The organism is Burkholderia sp. Leaf177 (assembly GCF_001424345.1).
In the GTDB taxonomy this organism is placed as follows: Bacteria; Pseudomonadota; Gammaproteobacteria; order Burkholderiales; family Burkholderiaceae; genus Caballeronia.
Genome location: NZ_LMPF01000010.1, coordinates 12287 through 31142 on the forward strand (window position 1 = coordinate 12287; position 18856 = coordinate 31142).

Genomic DNA, 18856 nt, shown 5'->3' on the forward strand with positions numbered 1-18856 from the left:
CAGCGCGTGCCGGTGTCGCCGTGCCCGCTGCCGTTTGTTTGAGCCGATCTGCCGCTCTGAATTGTGTTCAGCCGATCGTCATCAAATTCGCATTGCCGCCCGCGGCCGCCGTGTTCACGCTCACCGAGCGTTCCGTCAGCAACCGTTCGAGCGCATATTCCTGCTCGCCGTCGTGGGCTTCGTCGGCAAACGCTCCCGCCGATACACCCTGCACCGAGACAATCGGTCCCGGGCGTTTTGCAACGTCCTTCACCAGCGCCATCAGTTCGTCGCTGTCGCCTTCGAACAGAACGGCGTCGAAAAGGACGTCCTGATTCTTGCGCACCGAAGCCCGCGCTTTAAGCGATGCCGGCAGCGCCGCCACGAGCTGCTCGCCGGCCGCGCCCGAGAACAGCGCCTTGTTGCCCGTCGCGAGCACCGCGGCGAATTGCGCGCGCGCGCCGCTTGCCGTCGATGCCACGCACAAGACCGTGCCGCGTGCGCCGAGCGTGTACGTGTTGCGCTCGCCGGTCGGGCCGGGCAGCACGGCGGTCGCGCCGGCCATGACGTGCTGCAAGTGGCCGTCGCAACGTGCTGCCGTTTGCGGGTCGCGCTCGGCGATGGCCCAGTCGCGCAATGCGGTGAGCGCGGCGGGTGTATCGTTCGATGCCGTCTGGTCAGCGATCAACGCGCTCTCCAGCGACTTCGGCAACCCTGTAGGACGCTTCGCGAGAAGGCGTTGCAAGTACAGCGCGCCGCCCGCTTTCGGCCCCGTGCCCGACAAACCTTCGCCGCCGAACGGTTGCACGCCGACCACGGCGCCAATCACGTTCCGGTTCACGTAGATGTTGCCAACATGCGCGCGGCTGACCACGTGCGCGATGGTTTCGTCGATACGCGTATGGATTCCCAGCGTCAGCCCGTAACCCGTCGCCTTGATTTGGTCGAGCAGTTTATCAAGTTGCGCGCGCCGATACCGAACCACATGCAGCACCGGGCCGAACACTTCGCGCTTGAGTTCATCGATTGAATCCAGTTCGATCAACGTCGGCGGCACGAACGTGCCTTGCGCGCAACTATCGGGCGTTGGCAATTGCACGACGTTGCGGCCTTTTTCTCGCATCGATGCCACGTGGCCGTCAATGCTTTGCTTGGCCTCGGCATCGATCACCGGACCCACATCCGTGGACAAACGGTCGGGGTTGCCCATTGCGAGTTGCTGCATGGCGCCCGTCAGCATTTCGAGCGTGCGATCGGCGACATCGTCTTGCAGGCACAGCACGCGCAGCGCGGAACAGCGTTGACCGGCGGAATCGAAGGACGATTGCAACACGTCCGCGACCACTTGCTCGGCGAGCGCCGACGAATCGACGATCATCGCGTTCTGTCCACCCGTTTCCGCGATGAGCGGGATCGGCCGGCCATCCGGATCGAGACGTTCGGACAAGGTCTTGTTGATGAGGCGCGCGACGTCCGTGGAACCGGTGAACATCACGGCGCGTGTGCGCGGATCGGCGACAAGCGCCGCGCCCACGGTTTCACCGTTGCCCGGCAAGAGTTGCACCGCGCCCGCCGGCACGCCGGCTTCGCGCAAGATTCGCACGGCTTGGGCCGCGATCAGCGGCGTTTGTTCGGCGGGTTTCGCGAGCACGGGATTGCCGGCGGCGAGCGCGGCGGCAACTTGTCCCATGAAGATTGCGAGCGGGAAATTCCACGGGCTGATACAGACGACCGGACCGAGCGGACGATGGGTATCGTTGGAAAATTCGCCGCGAATCTGCGTCGAGTAATAACGCAGGAAATCGATTGCTTCACGAATTTCCGATACCGCGTTCGCAAGCGACTTTCCTGCTTCGCGCACGACCAAACCCATCAGCGTATGCATTTGCGCTTCGAGCAGATCGGCGGCACGGGCGAGACAATCGGCGCGTTCATCGACAGGCGTCGATTGCCAGATCGGCGCGGCGGCGACCGCGTTGTTCATCGCCAAGGCGACCTGTTCCGGCGATGCATCCGTCACCGTTCCAACGAGATCGCGCAGATCGGCGGGGTTGCGTACGTCGCGTGCGACGCCTTCGACCACGTCTGTGGATTCGAGCATCGGCGCCGCGCGCCACGGATGATTCGCGCTTGCAAGCAAAGCCGACGACAACGACGCCAGCCGATGCTCGTTCGACAAATCGAAGCCCATCGAATTGAGGCGTTCGCCGCCGTACAACTGACGCGGCAACGGGATCTTTGCGTGCGGCAAACCGAGCGGCGTGAGCTTCGACGCTTCTTCAATTGGATCCTGCACGAGTTCGCTGACCGGAATGTTTTTATCCGCGATGCGATTCACGAACGACGTGTTCGCGCCGTTCTCGAGCAAGCGCCGCACGAGATACGCGAGCAACGTTTCGTGCGTGCCGACGGGCGCATACACGCGGCACGGCCGGTTGAGCTTGTCGCGGCCGGTAACCTCTTCGTACAACGGTTCGCCCATGCCGTGCAGGCACTGGAATTCGTACTGCCCGGGATAATAATTTCCCCCGGCCAGGTGATAAATCGCCGACAGCGTGAACGCGTTGTGCGTAGCGAATTGCGGATAAACGGCATCGGGCGCGCCGAGCAGTTTCTTCGCGCACGCCACGTACGAGATGTCCGTGTAGATCTTGCGCGTATAGACGGGATACCCTTCGAGGCCATCGACTTGAGCGCGCTTGATTTCCGAATCCCAGTACGCGCCTTTCACCAGCCGAACCATGATCCGATGCCGGCTGCGACGCGCCAGATCAATCAAATAGTCGATGACAAACGGGCAGCGCTTTTGATAAGCCTGCACCACGAAGCCAATGCCATTCCATCCGGCCAGTTCAGGATCGAAGCAAAGCGCTTCGAGCAGATCGAGCGAAATTTCGAGCCGATCGGCTTCTTCCGCGTCGATGTTCAAGCCAATGTCGTAACGCCGCGCGAGCAACGCCAACGCCTTCACGCGCGGCAACAACTCGGTCATCGTGCGCTCTTGTTGCGAGCGCGAATATCGCGGATGCAACGCCGAGAGCTTGATCGAAATGCCCGGGCCTTCATAAATGCCGCGCGATCCCGCCGCCTTGCCGATTGCGTGAATCGCCTGTTCGTACGACGCGTAATAGCGCAGCGCGTCTTCTTCTGTCGTCGCGGCTTCGCCGAGCATGTCGTACGAGTAGCGGAAACCGCGCGCTTCGAACTTGCGGCTGTTCGCAAGCGCTTCCGAGATTGTCTCGCCCGTGACGAACTGCTCGCCCATCAGACGCATGGCCATATCCACGCCTTTTCTGATCAGCGGTTCGCCGCCGCGTCCGATCAAGCGCGTCAACGCCGACGACAATCCGGCTTCGCTGTTCGTGGTCACGAGCTTGCCGGTGATCATCAAGCCCCACGTCGCCGCGTTCACGAACAGCGACGGCGCCTGGCCCATATGCGAGCGCCAGTCGCCCTTGCTGATCTTGTCGCGGATAAGCGCGTCGCGCGTTGCACGATCGGGAATGCGCAACAACGCTTCGGCGAGGCACATCAGCGCGACGCCTTCTTGGCTCGACAACGAAAATTCATGGATCAAGCCTTCAACGCCGCCGCCCGTCTGCTTTTTACGCAGCGCTTCGACGAGCTTTGTCGCCATTGCGTTGGTCTCGTTGGCAACACTCGCAGGCAAACGCGCTTGGCCGATCAGGAACGGCACGCATTCCGGCTCTGGCCGCCGATAAGCCGCCGTGATCGCCGCGCGCAACACGGATTGCGGCTGCACGTTCTGCGCGAAATCAAGGAAGGGATGCGGTACGCCGTCTTCGTCGGAATCGACGTGTGCGGAGGATTCGAGCGAATCGGCGGCGCCAAGTGCACCGGAAAGTTCCGGCGGCAATTGTCCATGTTCGATACGTTCCAGGTACGCGAAGATCGCCTGCTTGATAAGCCAGTGCGGCGTGCGTTCGAGGCGCGTGGCGGCGTCTCTCAGGCGGCTGCGCAGCAGATCATCGACTTTGACGCCCAGGGTGGTGCTCGCCATATCTCGTTCCTTGCCGACGCGGAAAGCCGGCGATAGCTTAAAAGTGGCCGAATCGTAACTCGCACATAAAAAAGGTGCAACCAACATTTAGAGATGGGTTGCACCTGTGGAAACCCTTATACGCCAAGGGATTAGGGGTAATTGAGGATGGCGGCGTTGGCGGCCGATGCCTACGATTCTCGCGACTGGTGATTTTTTCAGCACCACCCTAATTAATTCCTCTGCTCTGCCGATAACTGGGGTACGGCCAAAGTTACGACGAATCCAGTAGCGGCCGAACTTCAATCAGCCGCGGTTTCGGGGAGCAGGGGAAATGAGCAACTGGATGGTTTTCATGATCGTATGGGCGATGGTTGCAATGTGCGTGGTCTTGTTCATCCGGGGAGCACACCCGCACGTAGAACGTCCGGACGGTGAAAACCGTGGCGGGAATCGCGATCGGAAAGCGGGCGGGTTTGCGGCCAGCGCGGACGCGGCACGTTAAACCGGCGTTAAAGCGGTAAGCAGGAGAAGGCCTAGATATCCAGTGGATCGACTTCAACGTTCCATCGGATCAGGCCTTTGACCTTTATCGCTCGCAACATGGGCTGCCAGGCCCTGAGCGCATTTTGCAGGACCGCTCGCGAAGCGCATTCGAGCAGCAATTGCGCGCGATGCACATTGAATACTTTCACGATGGTCAGCGGCACCGCGTCGTACACCGTCACCCTCTCGGCCCCGGCCACCGTAGCAAACTCCGCCGCAGCAGCGCCTAAAAAGTCCAGCGCGACTTCGAGCGTGCGCCCTTCCGCACGCAACATCGCTTGATAAACGAATGGCGGCAAATGCGCGTCGCGCCGTTCAGCCAAAGTCGAATTCGCAAAACCAACGTAATCGTGGCGCGCCAGCGCGTGATAAAGCGCGTGCCGTGCATAACGCGTCTGGATCATCACTTCGCCAGGCAATCCCGCGCGGCCCGCGCGTCCGCTCACTTGCATCAGTTGCGCGAACAGCCGCTCGCTCGCGCGGAAATCGTGCGAGAACAGCGCGGTATCGGCGTTCAGAACACCGACCAGCGTCACGCGCTGAAAATCGTGTCCCTTCGCGATCATCTGCGTGCCGACGAGGATATCGACTTCGCCCGCGTGGACATCGGAGAAAAGCGCCTGCGCGCTGCCTTTGCGCCGCGTGCTGTCGGCATCGATACGTAACACTCGCGCGCCGGGCACCGCCGTCGCCAGCGTTTCCTCGACGCGTTGCGTGCCGCGGCCCATCGGTGCAATGTCCACGTTGCCGCAATCCGGGCAGGACTTCGGGATGCGCGATTCCCAGCCGCAATGGTGGCAGCGCAATGCGCGCTCGGGCTTGTGGAGCACCACGTATGCGCTGCATCGCGGACAGCCGGCGACCCAACCGCAGGCGTCGCAGGAAAGAATCGGCGCGTAGCCGCGGCGGTTGAGGAACACGAGGCTTTGCTCGCCGCGCTCAAGGCGTGTTTTCATCGCGGCAATCAAAGGCCCGCACAAGCCTTCCACGGACGCCCGCCCGCGTTGCCTTTCCTCTTCCAGATCGATCAGCCGCACGCTCGGCAGAACAGCCGTCGCCACTGCCCGGCGCGTCAGCGTGAGCTTGGTGTATCGGCCCTGCTCGGCTTGCCACCAGCTTTCCAGCGATGGCGTGGCCGACCCGAGCACGACCGGAATCTCGATTTCCTTCGCCCGATACACCGCCAGATCCCGCGCCGAATACCGCAAACCTTCCTGCTGCTTGTACGCGGGATCGTGTTCTTCATCGACCACGATCAACGCCAGTTTCGGCATCGACGCCAATATCGCCAATCGCGTCCCGAGCACGAGCCGCGCGCGGCCGGTATGCGCCGCGAGCCAGTTGCGCGCGCGTTCGCCTTCGGCCAGGCCGCTGTGCATCGTGACGATCGCGCCTTCCGGCAACGCCGCGAAGCGCGTGCGGAACGCGGCTTCGAATTGCGGCGTGAGGTTGATTTCGGGAACGAGCACGAGCGCTTGCGCATCCGGGCGCGCGGCGAGCAAATCCGCCAACGCGTGCAGATAAACCTCCGTCTTGCCGCTGCCGGTGACGCCGTGCAGCAGGAACGCGGCGAAACCTTGCGCGTGGCGGATGGCATCGACGGCTTCAGCTTGTTCGGCGGTGAGCTGCGGCAAAAGCGCATCGCCGGCGTGGAGCAATGCCGCCTTTTCCAACGATGGTTCGAGCGCGACGTCCACGGCAGGAACATCGCCTGTTTCCATCGATACCCATCCGAGCGCTTGCCATTCATCGAGCGTCGCGCGGGCTTTCGGATGCAGCGCACGGGTTGCGGCGGCGGGAAGCGTTGGATGTGCGGCGAGAGCATCGGCGAGGCGGCGCAGCGCGGTTGCGCGCGCGGGCAAGCCATCGGGCAAATTCGCGCGGCCTTCGGCGGTCAACCTGTAACGCTCTTCTGGCGCGAGCAACTTCGCCCAGCGCGAGCTATCGCGCAAAACCTGCGGCAACGCGGGCAACGCGACTTCGCCTAAACCGCGCTGATAATAATCGGCTGCGAACAGCGTCAGCGCCCGCCATTCTTGTGCGAGCGGCGCGAGCGTGCTGCAAATCGCGGTTACGTCGCGCAACTTGTCCACAGGAACATCGCTGTGATCCGTGACTTCGCAAATCATGCCAACGGCATCACGCCGTCCGAACGGAATCTGCACCAGCATGCCGGGTAGCGGCGTGGGCGCGAGGTTGTATCGATAATCGAAAAGTGTCGCCAGCGGATGATCCAGCGCGACCCGAACGAATAGGCTCAATTGCCGCACCGCCCGCGAACCGCATCGCCGCAATGCTTCCACCTGACGGTCAGGCGGAGCGCGACGAAGTTAAAGTGAAACATCACAATCGCTGCTAAGCCGTGGATTATTTTTGAGATTTCTCAGCTTTCCACAGCCCTGTGGATAACTTTGTTGAGAACTTTGGTTGACAGGGGCAAAAACTCGCGATCTCGCTGCTTGTGTGCGGTAACCCACATAGCGGGCGAATTCTGAATTTCTCTTATTAATCATGCATTTGAGTGGACAATTCGCAGGTCTGAAAGGCGCTTTTGGTCTGAGTTGAGGATTGCGCGCCGCAACGTACAAAATGTGCATAAGTCAACTCTTGACATTGGCGAAATGGCCGAAGCACGGGCATCTCAAGGCAACATTGCCACTCCACGAAACGGCTCGCGTAAGCTTTTCATGACGCAAAGCAGCAATCTTTTTTGACCAAACGTCAGCTTTTTAACCGTATTGCGCGACTGTGCCGATGCACTTCATCGACCAGTTCGGCGACGTTTTCCGGCCGCGTGAATTGCGAGATTCCATGGCCGAGATTGAAAACGTGACCGGGATGATTGCCGAAGCTGTCGAGCACGGCGCGCGCTTCGGTGCGAATCACCGCCGGCGACGCAAACAGCACAGTTGGATCGATATTCCCCTGCAACGCGACTTTATCGCCCACCTTCTCGCGCGCCTGGCCGAGATTCACGGTCCAGTCGAGACCAACCGCGTCCACGCCAATCGATGCAATCTGTTCCAGCCACAAGCCGCCGCCCTTCGTGAACGTGATGACCGGCACTTTGACGCCATCGTGCTCGCGCTTCAGACCCGCGACGACCTTCGCGATGTATGCCAGCGAGAAGCGCTGATACGCGCCGTCTGCAAGAGCGCCGCCCCACGTATCGAAAATCATCACGGCTTGCGCGCCCGCTTCAATCTGCGCGTTCAGGTACGCAGTCACGGCTTGAGCGTTGATATCGAGAATCCGATGCATCAGGTCCGGCCGCGTATAAGCCATGGCCTTGACCGTATGGTGATCGGGCGATCCGCCGCCTTCCACCATGTAGCAGGCGAGCGTCCACGGGCTGCCCGAAAAGCCGATCAGCGGCACTTTCTGGCGGCCTTGAGCGTCGGTCAGTGCGCGGCGAATCTGCGATACCGCGTCGGTCACGTAACGCAAGGTGGCATCGATATCCGGCACAGCGAGCTTCGCCACGTCTTCTTCGGTGCGTACGGTGCGCTCGAACTTGGGACCTTCGCCCTGCACGAAATTCAGGCCGAGCCCCATGGCGTCGGGGATGGTCAGGATGTCCGAGAAGAGAATGGCGGCGTCGAGCGGAAAGCGTTCAAGCGGTTGCAGCGTGACTTCCGTGGCGTAATCCGGATTCGTCGCGAGGCCGAGGAAACTGCCGGCGCGCGAACGCGTGGCGTTGTACTCGGGCAAGTAGCGGCCCGCCTGACGCATCAGCCAGATCGGCGTGTAGTCGGTCGGCTGGCGCTGGAGCGCGCGCAGGAAGGTATCGTTCAGAAGTGTGGAAGGCACGTGATTCGAGCTTTAGCGTTAGGCAAAAAGGCATTCTACCGGACGCAGCCACGGGATTTCGGCGGGCTTCTCACGTGCTGCAAGCCCGGGGCATCGCCAATATCCAACCCGTCGTTGCACCGATATGATCGGCCGCTCAAAACGTACAACAAGGATCACTGATGAAAGCCTTCGCCTTCTGCGCCGCCGTATTCGCCTTGTCGATAGGCTTTGCCACCAGCGCAAATGCGCAGACTGTGCAGGCCGGCAGCATCACCGGCAAGGCCACGCCCGTGGCGAGCGCGCCTTTGGCGGCGGCGTCGTCCACCTCCCGGCTCGATGAAATCCTCGCGCGCGGCACCTTGCGCATCTGCACGACGGGCGACTACAAGCCGCACTCGTTCCTGCGGCCGGACGGACAGTTCGAAGGCATCGATATCGACATGGTGCAAAACCTTGCGCGCTCGCTGAACGTGAAACCGGAGTTCGTGAAGACATCGTGGTCGAACCTGATGAGCGATTTCACGGCGAAGTGCGACATTGCCGTCGGCGGGGTTTCCGTGACGCTCGAGCGCCAAAAGCGTGCGTTTTTCACGCAGCCGTATATGGTCGATGGCAAGACGCCAATCGTGCGTTGCGCCGACGCCGATAAATACCAGACCGTCGAACAAATCGATCAACCCGGCGTGCGCACCATCGTGAATCCGGGCGGCACGAACGAGAAGTACGCGAAGCAGTTCCTCACGCATTCACATTTGATCGAGTACCCGGACAACGTGACGATCTTCAAAGAGATCCTCGATGGCCGCGCCGATGTCATGGTCACCGACGCATCCGAGACGCTGCTCCAGCAAAAACTCAATCCCGGCTTATGTTCGGTGCATCCGGACAAGCCGTTTCAGTTCGCCGAAAAAGCGTATTTGCTGCCGCGCGGCGACGTGGTGTTCCAGCAGTACGTGGATCAATGGCTGCATTTGTCGCAATCGACAGGCGAGTACCAGTCGATCTTCGACAAATGGCTTAAATGAACCGCCGTGGACGCTTCAAAATAAGCGCGTAAGCGCCGCGTAATCCAATGGCGCTGGCCACTCAAAAGTCAACGCGGTGCGTGTAACAATTCACCAAGCCGCTTCGACGTTTTTTCCATCCATGCTTCCGCGGATTTCGAGTGCGCCTGAATTCGTCCGAAGCCGTGCGTCATGTCTTTTGCATCGATAACTTCAACGCGGCCGCCATTAGCTTCCAGAAAGCGAGCGAATTCGTGGGCATCGTCGTAAAGCGGATCGTAGGCCGCGCCCACAATCAACGCCCGCGCCGGCGTCCGGTCGTACGACTCGGCGAGCGGAAACGCGCGGACGTCGTCGTCGGCAGGCGGTTCGGTAGTCAGGAATTGCGCCCAGTACCACTTCATCTCTTCGGTGGAAAGGCCCGGCCCTTCGGCGTTTGCGGTGAAACTGCCGCCCTCGAAGCGGCATCGCGCAACCGGATAAATCAGCAATTGCACGCTGACCAAGCCCGCCACGCGATCGTTCGCCGCGCGCGCAGCCACGGCTGCCAGATGTCCACCGGCGCTGTCTCCCGCCACGCCGAGACGGTTCGTGGCGAAACCCAACCTCGACCGATGTTCGGCGAGCCACAACAGCGCATCGAGCGCATCGTCCACGGGCGCGGGAAACGCAAACTCGGGCGCAAGCCGATAATCCACGCTGACCACCGCGCAATGCGAGTCGAGCGCGAGCCGCGCCACCATCAGATCGTGCGTATCCAGGTCGCCGAGAACCCAGCCGCCGCCATGAAAATAAACGACGAGCGGCAATGGGCCGCTGGCTGCATCCGGCCGATAAACCCGCGCGCGCAGATCGCGTCCTTCCAGCGGTAACTGGATTTCCTCGACCTTGACTTCGCTTGAGCGCGGCGTTGCGAACGCACGCGACACATCCTGGAAGTGTTGCCGCATGGCTTGTGCGCTGGCGTCGGCGGGGAGTTTGGGAAAAGCTTCAGCGACCTTGGCGTAATACGCGAGCAGGTCTGCGTCGATGGTCATGCGTTTTGTCTCCGTTCAATGCGCCGTTTGATCAAGCCGGCTGGGGATCCGATTGTGCTCAATATTATGAGAATGCGCTTGAGCCCGGTTGTCGTTAAGACGACGCAAACATCGCTTAAATGGACAAATTTTTGACAGAATTTGACGCAAATCCTTGTGCTTCAAGGGTTACAACCTGAAACACTTTGTTACGGTGACGCCCGGATTATTCGCCCACAATCACTTCAACGGTCTCAACACATATGTGACTCGGTTCAACGTGGGAAAAGAGCAACAGTACCCACTTGCGCTGGTCGGTCGGAACGGTTCCGAAACCCATTTTCTGGGACATGTCTGTTGGGCTCGTTGGTCGATAAAACAGGTAATCGACCCTTTCCCACCTTTGGTCTCCTCGCGCTAACCCCGTAGCGTGTGGTTTTTAGCGGGCTCCAGGCCCGCTTTTTTTTCGTCTGGACAAACGTTTGCGTAAGATTGAAATGGTCGCCGTGATTATTCCGGCGACCATTTTTTACTTCCGGATTAAGCATTTCAAGCAGTTTTCGCTTCCGGCAGCTTTAGCTCGTCAATCATCTTCGCCCGCATGATGAACTTCTGAACCTTGCCGGTGACGGTCATTGGAAGTTCATCGACAAAGCGGATATGCCGCGGGATCTTGTAGTGCGCGATCTGCCCTTGGCAAAACTCGCGGATCTCTTCGGGCGTTGCGAGCTCTCCTTGCCGCAAAACGATCCACGCGCAAACTTCCTCGCCGTACTTACTGTCTGGAACGCCGAAAACTTGCGCGGATTGGATCTTCGGATGGCGAAACAGGAATTCCTCGATCTCACGCGGATAAATGTTTTCGCCGCCGCGAATCAGCATGTCCTTCAGGCGTCCGACAATGTTGCAATATCCTTCTGCGTCGAGCGTGGCGAGATCGCCGGTATGCATCCAGCCATCGACAATCGCTTCCCGCGTCTTCGCGTCGTCGCCCCAATAGCCTTTCATGACCGAATAGCCACGCGTGCAAAGCTCGCCCGTCTCGCCGACCGGGACAATCGCGCCCAGCGGATCGACCAGTTTTACTTCTAGATGCGGCTGGATCTGGCCGACGGTCGTCGTGCGTTTATCTAGAGGATCGGTGGTCGAGCTTTGGAAAGACACGGGACTCGTCTCCGTCATTCCATACGCAATCGTGATCTCGCGCAGGTTCATCTTCGCGACCACGCGTTTCATGGTTTCAATAGGACACGGCGAGCCCGCCATGATCCCGGTGCGCAATCGGCTCAGGTCGTATTTATCGAAGTCGGGAAGATCCAGCTCGGCGATGAACATCGTCGGAACGCCGTGCAGCGCGGTGCAACGTTCAGCATCGACGGCGGTGAGCGTCGCGGCCGGATCGAAGGCTTCGCCAGGAAACACCATTGTCGTTCCCGCTGATACGCACGCCAGCACCGCCAGCACCATGCCGAAACAGTGATACAGCGGCACCGGAATGCACAGCGAGTCCTGCTCGGTGAGCAACATGCAATGCGCGATGTAGCGCCCGTTGTTCAGCACGTTGTGATGCGTGAGCGTGGCGCCTTTCGGATTACCCGTGGTTCCGCTCGTGAACTGGATGTTGATGGGATCGAACGCGCTGAGGTTGGATTCCAGTGCGTCGAGCTGGGCTGTGTCCAGGCGATCGCGGCCGCGAGACATGACATCGGGGAAACGCAGCATGCCAGGCGTCGTGCCTTCGCCCATGCGGATCACCGCTTTCAACTCCGGAAAACGCGCCGCGCTTAGTTCGCCGGGCTCGGACGTCGCAAGTTCGGGCGCGAGCGTTTGCAGCATCTCGAGATACTTCGACGACTTGAACTGTTCCGCCGCGATCACCGCCTTGCAGCCGACCTTGTTCAATGCATATTCGAGTTCAGCCAGCCGATACGCCGGGTTGATGTTCACCAGAATTGCGCCGATGCGCGCGGTCGCGAATTGCGTCAACAACCACTCCGCGCGGTTCGGCGACCAGATACCCACGCGATCGCCTTTTACGACGCCAAGCGCTTGCAATCCGGACGCCAATACATCGACTTCATCGGTGAATTCACGCCACGTCCAGCGGATGTTCTGCTCGCGGAAAATCACTGCGGGACGGGCGGGAAACCGCGCGACGGTATCGAGGAGAAAGCGTGAAACGGTGGCGTCGCTGAGCGGAATCTCTGTCGAGCCGCGAACGTAGGACAGGCCGTCGAGTGGTTCGATCTGTGGCCCGGCGTGCGTCGATGGGGTAGCCATATCGAAGATCTCTTCCATGTAGTGTGGAATGCTGCACGGCGCAGCGCCGTGAAAGCCATTCGGAAGGCTAATTGTGCATCGACGGAACGAGGCGCGGCATTGAGTGTTACCCGCAACCGGCAGCGAAAGCGCGCTTGTTGGATGTGCAGAAATGCACGGAAGCTTGCCTCGCGGCAGCAATAAAAAAAGCAGCCCGAAGGCTGCTTTTTCCTGAAGCTAAAGCTAAAGCTGAAACGAGTGAACCGCTTAGTGCTGACCGCGAATTTTCCGCAGCCGCTGAATCGCCGCGATCTGAGCCGTCGCATACGCCAGTTCCGCTTGCGCGGTTGCGTACTCGAGGTTCGAACCCGTGTTCTGCAGCGCCTCTTCCGCGCGCTTCTTGGCTTCCACTGCCTTCGCCTCATCGAGATCCTGACCACGGATCGCGGTATCGGCGAGAACCGTCACCACGCCCGGCTGAATCTCGAGAATCCCGCCCGCGACGAACACGAACTCTTCCTCGCCGTTCTCCGCTTCAATGCGCACCGCACCCGGACGAATCCGCGTAATCAGCGGCGTGTGCCCCGGCAAAATGCCGAGTTCACCCGCTTCGCCCGGCAGCGCAACGAACTTCGCCCGGCCCGAGAAGATCTGCTCTTCCGCGCTGACGACGTCTACTTGAATTGTTGCCATATCGACTCCGGTCCCATGCGTATCAAGAGGCGCGGTTTTCTTTCAAAATTCCGCGCCCACCCAGACCCTTACTGGATCTTCTTGGCTTTCTCGAACGCTTCGTCGATCGTGCCGACCATGTAGAACGCCTGCTCCGGCAGATGATCGCACTCACCTTCAACGATCATCTTGAAGCCGCGGATGGTTTCCTTCAGCGGCACGTACTTGCCCGGCGAGCCCGTGAAGACTTCCGCGACGTGGAACGGCTGCGACAGGAAACGCTGAATCTTACGAGCGCGCGCAACGGCGAGCTTGTCTTCCGGCGCGAGTTCGTCCATGCCCAGAATCGCGATGATGTCGCGCAATTCCTTGTAGCGCTGCAGCGTTTGCTGCACGCCGCGCGTGATGGCGTAATGCTCTTCGCCAATCACGTTCGGGTCGATCTGACGCGAGGTCGAATCGAGCGGATCCACAGCCGGATAAATACCCAACGAAGCAATATCACGCGACAACACGACGGTTGCGTCCAAGTGACCAAACGTGGTCGCCGGCGACGGGTCGGTCAAGTCATCGGCAGGAACGTACACGGCTTGCACCGAGGTGATCGAGCCGGTTTTCGTCGATGTAATCCGTTCTTGCAGACGGCCCATTTCTTCAGCCAGCGTAGGCTGATAACCCACTGCCGAAGGCATACGTCCCAAGAGAGCCGACACTTCCGTACCAGCCAGCGTGAAACGGTAGATGTTGTCCACGAAGAACAGCACGTCCAGACCTTCGTCGCGGAAATGCTCGGCCATGGTCAGGCCGGTCAGCGCCACGCGCAGACGGTTGCCCGGCGGCTCGTTCATCTGGCCGTACACCAGCGCAACCTTGTCCAGAACGTTCGAATCCTTCATTTCATGATAGAAGTCGTTCCCTTCGCGGGTACGCTCGCCGACACCGGCGAACACGGAATAACCGCCGTGCTCCTTCGCGATGTTGTTGATCAATTCCATCATGTTCACGGTCTTGCCCACGCCGGCGCCGCCGAACAGGCCAACCTTGCCGCCCTTTGCAAACGGGCAGATCAGGTCAATAACCTTGATGCCGGTTTCGAGCAGTTCCGTTGAAGGCGACAGTTCGTCGAACTTCGGCGCCTTTTGGTGAATCCCGCGCGTGACGTCCGTGTTGATCGGGCCGGCTTCGTCGATAGGACGACCCAGCACGTCCATGATGCGGCCAAGCGTCGGCTTGCCGACCGGCACGCTGATGGGCTTGCCCGTGTTCTTCACGATCGTGCCGCGGCGCAATCCGTCCGATGCACCCAGACAAATGGTCCGGACCACGCCGTCGCCCAGCTGTTGCTGGACTTCAAGCGTCAGTTCCGAGCCTTCCAAAACGAGCGCGTCGTAAATCCTCGGCATGTCGGAACGCGGGAATTCCACGTCGATAACTGCGCCGATGCACTGTACGATCTTGCCTTCTACCAAAGCAGTAGTACTCATCGCATTTCCTTTAGATACTTGATTCTTCACGCGCGCGACAGGCGCAGTTCGATTCGACGCCGACGATCAACCGACCGCTGCAGCGCCACCGACGATCTCTGACAATTCCTTCGTAATCGCTGCTTGCCGGCTCTTGTTGTACACGAGCTGCAATTCGCCGATCACAGTCTTCGCGTTATCCGACGCGGCCTTCATGGCGACCATGCGAGCCGATTGCTCCGATGCCATGTTTTCCGCCACTGCCTGATACACGAGCGCTTCGACATAACGCACGAGCAGTTCGTCGACAACAGTCTGCGCATCCGGCTCGTAGATGTAATCCCACGAGCTCTTCGGCGTGACCGCTTCGCTGTTTTTATCGAGGCCGTCCTTGCGCGCGAAATCGCTTGCCGACAACGGCAGCAATTGTTCGATCACGGCTTCCTGCTTCATCGTGTTGACGAAGCGGGTGAACGCCAGATAAACCGCGCTGATCTTGCCTTCCGAATACAGGTCGAGCTGAACCTTGATCGCGCCGATCAGCTTTTCCAGATGCGGCGTGTCACCCAGATGCGTGACTTGCGACACGGTCTTGGCCTTCAGCCGGTTCAGGAAGCCCAAACCTTTGCTGCCGATCGCGGAAGCTTCGATAGTCTGGCCTTGCTGCTCGAACTCCTTGAACTTCAGGAGCGCGGCGCGAAGGATGTTCGTGTTCATGCCGCCGCACAGACCTTTATCGGTCGTGACGAGGATCATGCCGGCCGCTTTCGCGCCCTTGTTCTCGACCATGAACGGATGGCGATACTCAGGCGTCGCAGCGCTCATGTGCGCGGCGACTTCGCGGATCTTGTCGGCATACGGGCGAGCGGAACGCATGCGTTCCTGCGCGCGGCGCATTTTCGACGCAGCCACCATTTCCATAGCCTTGGTGATCTTGCGCGTGTTTTGCACGCTCTTGATCTTGCCGCGGATTTCCTTCATTCCAGCCATTGCTTACTCCTCGATCGAAGTGGCGCGGGATGCTTCGTTTGTTCCAGAAGCGGCCCGCGCCGCTTCAAATTTCGACCAAATCCGAAGATCAGAACCGAAATCAATAAGCGCCCGACTTCTTGAAGTCCTTGAGCGCGGCATGCAATGCGCCTTCGTCGTCCTTCGACAAGTCCTTGTTATCTTCGATGCGCTTGATCATGTCCGCTTGCTTCGTCTTCAAGTAGTCGCGAAGACCCTTTTCGAACGGCAGGACCTGAGCAACTTCGAGATCGTCGAGGTAGCCGTTGTTGGCCGCGAACAGCGAAATCGCCAGTTCCCACACTTGCAGCGGCTGATATTGCGGCTGCTTGAGCAGTTCCGTCACGCGGCGGCCGCGTTCCAGCTGCTTGCGGGTCGCTTCGTCGAGGTCGGATGCGAACTGCGAGAACGCCGCCAATTCACGATACTGCGCCAAGTCGGTACGAATACCGCCCGACAGCTTCTTGATGACCTTGGTCTGCGCTGCACCGCCCACTCGCGACACCGACACGCCCGCGTTAATAGCAGGACGGATACCGGCGTTGAACAGGTCGGTTTCCAGGAAGATCTGGCCGTCGGTAATCGAGATCACGTTCGTCGGAACGAATGCGGTCACGTCGCCGGCTTGCGTTTCAATGACCGGCAATGCCGTCAGCGATCCGCTCTTGCCCTTCACTTCGCCGTTCGTGAACTTCTCGACGTAGTCTTCCGACACGCGAGCAGCACGTTCCAGCAGACGCGAGTGCAGATAAAACACGTCGCCCGGATACGCTTCGCGGCCCGGCGGACGGCGCAGCAGCAACGAAATCTGGCGGTACGCCCAAGCTTGCTTGGTCAAATCGTCATAGACGATCAGCGCATCCTGACCGCGATCGCGGAAATATTCGCCCATCGTGCAGCCGGCGTACGGTGCCAGATATTGCATGGCTGCCGATTCCGAAGCCGAAGCCGCGACCACGATCGTGTATTCCAGCGCGCCGGTTTCTTCCAGCTTGCGGACCACGTTCATGATCGACGAAGCCTTCTGGCCGATCGCAACGTAGATACAGAAGAGGTTCTTGCCCTTCTGGTTGATGATCGCGTCAATGGCCACAGCGGTCTTGCCGCACTGACGGTCGCCAATGATCAGCTCGCGCTGGCCACGGCCAACCGGCACCATTGCGTCGATGGATTTCAGACCCGTTTGAACTGGCTCCGAAACCGACTTACGCCAGATCACGCCCGGCGCGATCTTTTCGACAGCGTCGGTCATCTTTGCGTTGACCGGACCCTTGCCGTCGATCGGGTTGCCCAGAGCGTCGACCACGCGGCCGAGCAGTTCCGGACCCACCGGCACTTCGAGAATGCGGCCCGTCGTCTTGACGATGTCGCCTTCCGAAATGTGTTCGTATTCGCCCAGAATCACGGCGCCAACCGAATCGCGCTCGAGGTTCAGCGCGAGGCCGAAGGTGTTGCCCGGGAATTCGAGCATTTCGCCCTGCATCACGTCCGACAAACCGTGAATACGCACGATACCGTCGGTCACGGAAATCACAGTGCCTTGGTTGCGAACATCGGAGCTCGCTTCCAGGCCCTGGATCCGGCTCTTGATCAGCTCGCTGATCTCAGAGGGATTGAGTTGCATTAGTCACTCCAGATAGTCAATTCTTAACCGCGCCGGCGCATGAAGCGTCAGGCGGACAGCGCCGTCTGCATGCTCGCGAGGCGCGCGCGGACCGAGGTATCGAGTACTTCGTCGCCTACCGTCACGCGAACGCCGCCAATCAGCGACTTGTCGACTTCAACAGTAGGTTTCAGCTTGCAGTGGAACTTGCGTTCGAGATTCGCGATCAGGTCGGTCAACTGTGCGCCTTCCAGCGGAAATGCGCTGACAATCAGCGCATCGGCCGCACCTTCGCGGGAATTCTTCAGCTCGTCGAACTGCACGGCAATTTCCGGCATCAGCGTCAGCCGGTGGTTATCCACCAGCATCTGCACAAAGTTCTTCGCTTCAGGCTGCTTTGCCAGCGGCGATTTGACCGCCGACAACAACAGCTCGCCGACCTGGTCGCGGCTCACTTTCGGGCTCGTCGCGATGGACAGCACTTCAGGCAAACGCGCAACCTGAGCCAGCTCCTCGACGAAGTCAGACCAGGCGGCGAGCTCACCCGCTTCGGCCACGCGGAACAAAGCTTCAGCGTACGGTCGGGCGATGGTTGCAAGTTCGGCCATGATCAGAGCTCGGTTTTGAGTTGATTCAGCATCTCGGCGTGAGCCGATTGATCGACTTCGCGCTTCAGGATCTGCTCGGCGCCCTTCACGGCCAATGCCGCGACTTCGCCGCGCAATGCTTCGCGCGCTTTCACGATTTGCTGTTCTGCGTCGGCCTTCGCTTGCGCAATGATGCGCGCAGCTTCGGCTTGAGCGTTAGCCTTGATTTCGTCGGCGACAGCCACTGCGCGCTTTTCGGCGTCCGCAATGCGCTGCTGGCCGTCGTTACGGGCTTGCGCGAGTTCCTGGTCGACGCGCTTATGTGCGGCTTCGAGTTCGGCCTTGCCCTTTTCGGCGGCTGACAAGCCGTCGGCGATCTTCTTCGAGCGCTCATCCAGGGCGTTGATCAACGGCGGCCACACGAATTTCATCGTGAACCACGCGAGGATCAGAAACACGACCATTTGCGCAAACAGGGTTGCGTTGAGATTCACGGTGTTTCCTTAAACGTTGCTAATCCGGAGAGTGAAACGGCAAGGCGCTTGATCGAGGGTTGCATCGATTAAGCGCCGTCACCCGTTCCGTCCTGCACTTGTCGCCAGAGGCTCAAGCGCACACTTCCGAGGAAACTCAGCCTGCGGCGAGCTTCGACAGCAGCGGGTTTGCGAACGCAAACAGCATTGCCACACCAACGCCGATCAGGAACGCCGCGTCAATCAGACCAGCCAAGAGAAACATCTTGGTTTGCAGCGGGTTCATCAGTTCCGGCTGGCGAGCACATGCTTCGATGTACTTGCCGCCCATCAGGCCGATACCGATACAGGCGCCGATTGCACCCAGGCCGATGATGATGCCGATACCGATGGCGGTCAGACCCTGGATGTTGGCGATGAAAGCGTTCATGACTACTCCTATGTGAAAAGACTT

At 60.0% G+C, this 18856-nt stretch carries 14 protein-coding genes; 2 read left to right on the forward strand and 12 right to left on the reverse strand.

Annotated features, from left to right (window positions below; genetic code table 11):
- Positions 1–67: 67 nt before the first annotated feature.
- On the reverse strand, positions 68–4000 hold the full coding sequence (putA, locus tag ASG35_RS10420) for a trifunctional transcriptional regulator/proline dehydrogenase/L-glutamate gamma-semialdehyde dehydrogenase (RefSeq protein WP_056356333.1): 3933 nt from the start codon (positions 3998–4000) through the stop codon (positions 68–70).
- 313 nt (positions 4001–4313) lie between these two features.
- Here putA and ASG35_RS31285 point away from each other — a divergent pair, with 313 nt between their 5' ends.
- Positions 4314–4484 (forward strand): hypothetical protein, encoded by a 171-nt coding sequence (locus ASG35_RS31285; protein WP_156393091.1) that lies wholly within the window; start codon positions 4314–4316, stop codon positions 4482–4484.
- A gap of 31 nt (positions 4485–4515) precedes the next feature.
- Here ASG35_RS31285 and ASG35_RS10425 read toward each other — a convergent pair whose 3' ends face one another.
- Positions 4516–6795: a primosomal protein N' gene (locus tag ASG35_RS10425; protein WP_442854825.1), complete on the reverse strand. Its 2280-nt coding sequence runs from the start codon at positions 6793–6795 to the stop codon at positions 4516–4518.
- Between the two features lie 451 nt (positions 6796–7246).
- Positions 7247–8335: a uroporphyrinogen decarboxylase gene (hemE, locus tag ASG35_RS10430; protein ID WP_056356273.1), complete on the reverse strand. Its 1089-nt coding sequence runs from the start codon at positions 8333–8335 to the stop codon at positions 7247–7249.
- Positions 8336–8496: 161 nt separating this feature from the next.
- On the opposite strand from hemE, the gene ASG35_RS10435 reads away from it, so the two are divergent.
- Positions 8497–9342 (forward strand): transporter substrate-binding domain-containing protein, encoded by an 846-nt coding sequence (locus ASG35_RS10435; protein ID WP_056356275.1) that lies wholly within the window; start codon positions 8497–8499, stop codon positions 9340–9342.
- 68 nt (positions 9343–9410) lie between these two features.
- Here the strand turns inward: ASG35_RS10435 and ASG35_RS10440 are convergent, their stop codons facing one another.
- The 9 genes from ASG35_RS10440 to atpE all read right to left on the reverse strand — a co-directional run bounded on the left by ASG35_RS10440 (position 9411) and on the right by atpE (position 18832).
- Positions 9411–10358, reverse strand: coding sequence for an alpha/beta hydrolase (locus ASG35_RS10440; protein ID WP_056356277.1), 948 nt, complete (start codon positions 10356–10358; stop codon positions 9411–9413).
- A 528-nt stretch (positions 10359–10886) separates the two neighbouring features.
- Positions 10887–12617: an AMP-binding protein gene (locus tag ASG35_RS10445; protein WP_056356337.1), complete on the reverse strand. Its 1731-nt coding sequence runs from the start codon at positions 12615–12617 to the stop codon at positions 10887–10889.
- A 246-nt stretch (positions 12618–12863) separates the two neighbouring features.
- Complete coding sequence (locus ASG35_RS10450) at positions 12864–13289, reverse strand: F0F1 ATP synthase subunit epsilon (protein ID WP_056356279.1); 426 nt, start codon at positions 13287–13289, stop codon at positions 12864–12866.
- Positions 13290–13357: 68 nt separating this feature from the next.
- Entirely contained in the window at positions 13358–14752 is a 1395-nt protein-coding gene (gene atpD / locus ASG35_RS10455; protein WP_056356281.1) for a F0F1 ATP synthase subunit beta, read from the reverse strand.
- Positions 14753–14818: 66 nt separating this feature from the next.
- The gene (gene atpG / locus ASG35_RS10460; protein ID WP_056356283.1) at positions 14819–15721 is read right to left on the reverse strand and encodes a F0F1 ATP synthase subunit gamma; all 903 of its coding nucleotides are present in this window, start codon (positions 15719–15721) and stop codon (positions 14819–14821) included.
- Between the two features lie 100 nt (positions 15722–15821).
- A complete protein-coding gene (gene atpA / locus ASG35_RS10465) occupies positions 15822–17363 on the reverse strand; it encodes a F0F1 ATP synthase subunit alpha (protein ID WP_056356285.1) in 1542 nt (513 codons plus the stop codon).
- Between the two features lie 47 nt (positions 17364–17410).
- Positions 17411–17950 (reverse strand): F0F1 ATP synthase subunit delta, encoded by a 540-nt coding sequence (locus ASG35_RS10470; protein ID WP_056356287.1) that lies wholly within the window; start codon positions 17948–17950, stop codon positions 17411–17413.
- Positions 17951–17952: 2 nt separating this feature from the next.
- Positions 17953–18423, reverse strand: coding sequence for a F0F1 ATP synthase subunit B (locus ASG35_RS10475; RefSeq protein WP_056356289.1), 471 nt, complete (start codon positions 18421–18423; stop codon positions 17953–17955).
- Between the two features lie 136 nt (positions 18424–18559).
- A complete protein-coding gene (gene atpE / locus ASG35_RS10480; protein WP_047895197.1) occupies positions 18560–18832 on the reverse strand; it encodes a F0F1 ATP synthase subunit C in 273 nt (90 codons plus the stop codon).
- Positions 18833–18856: the final 24 nt, after the last annotated feature.

Excerpts from the sequence above, each read along its gene's own strand:
- putA (WP_056356333.1), bottom strand. The coding sequence starts at position 4,000 with ATGGCGAGCACCACCCTGGGCGTCAAAGTCGATGATCTGCTGCGCAGC.
- ASG35_RS31285 (WP_156393091.1), top strand. The coding sequence starts at position 4,314 with ATGAGCAACTGGATGGTTTTCATGATCGTATGGGCGATGGTTGCAATG.
- ASG35_RS10435 (WP_056356275.1), top strand. The coding sequence starts at position 8,497 with ATGAAAGCCTTCGCCTTCTGCGCCGCCGTATTCGCCTTGTCGATAGGC.
- ASG35_RS10440 (WP_056356277.1), bottom strand. The coding sequence starts at position 10,358 with ATGACCATCGACGCAGACCTGCTCGCGTATTACGCCAAGGTCGCTGAA.
- ASG35_RS10445 (WP_056356337.1), bottom strand. The coding sequence starts at position 12,617 with ATGGCTACCCCATCGACGCACGCCGGGCCACAGATCGAACCACTCGAC.
- ASG35_RS10450 (WP_056356279.1), bottom strand. The coding sequence starts at position 13,289 with ATGGCAACAATTCAAGTAGACGTCGTCAGCGCGGAAGAGCAGATCTTC.
- atpD (WP_056356281.1), bottom strand. The coding sequence starts at position 14,752 with ATGAGTACTACTGCTTTGGTAGAAGGCAAGATCGTACAGTGCATCGGC.
- atpG (WP_056356283.1), bottom strand. The coding sequence starts at position 15,721 with ATGGCTGGAATGAAGGAAATCCGCGGCAAGATCAAGAGCGTGCAAAAC.
- atpA (WP_056356285.1), bottom strand. The coding sequence starts at position 17,363 with ATGCAACTCAATCCCTCTGAGATCAGCGAGCTGATCAAGAGCCGGATC.
- ASG35_RS10470 (WP_056356287.1), bottom strand. The coding sequence starts at position 17,950 with ATGGCCGAACTTGCAACCATCGCCCGACCGTACGCTGAAGCTTTGTTC.
- atpE (WP_047895197.1), bottom strand. The coding sequence starts at position 18,832 with ATGAACGCTTTCATCGCCAACATCCAGGGTCTGACCGCCATCGGTATC.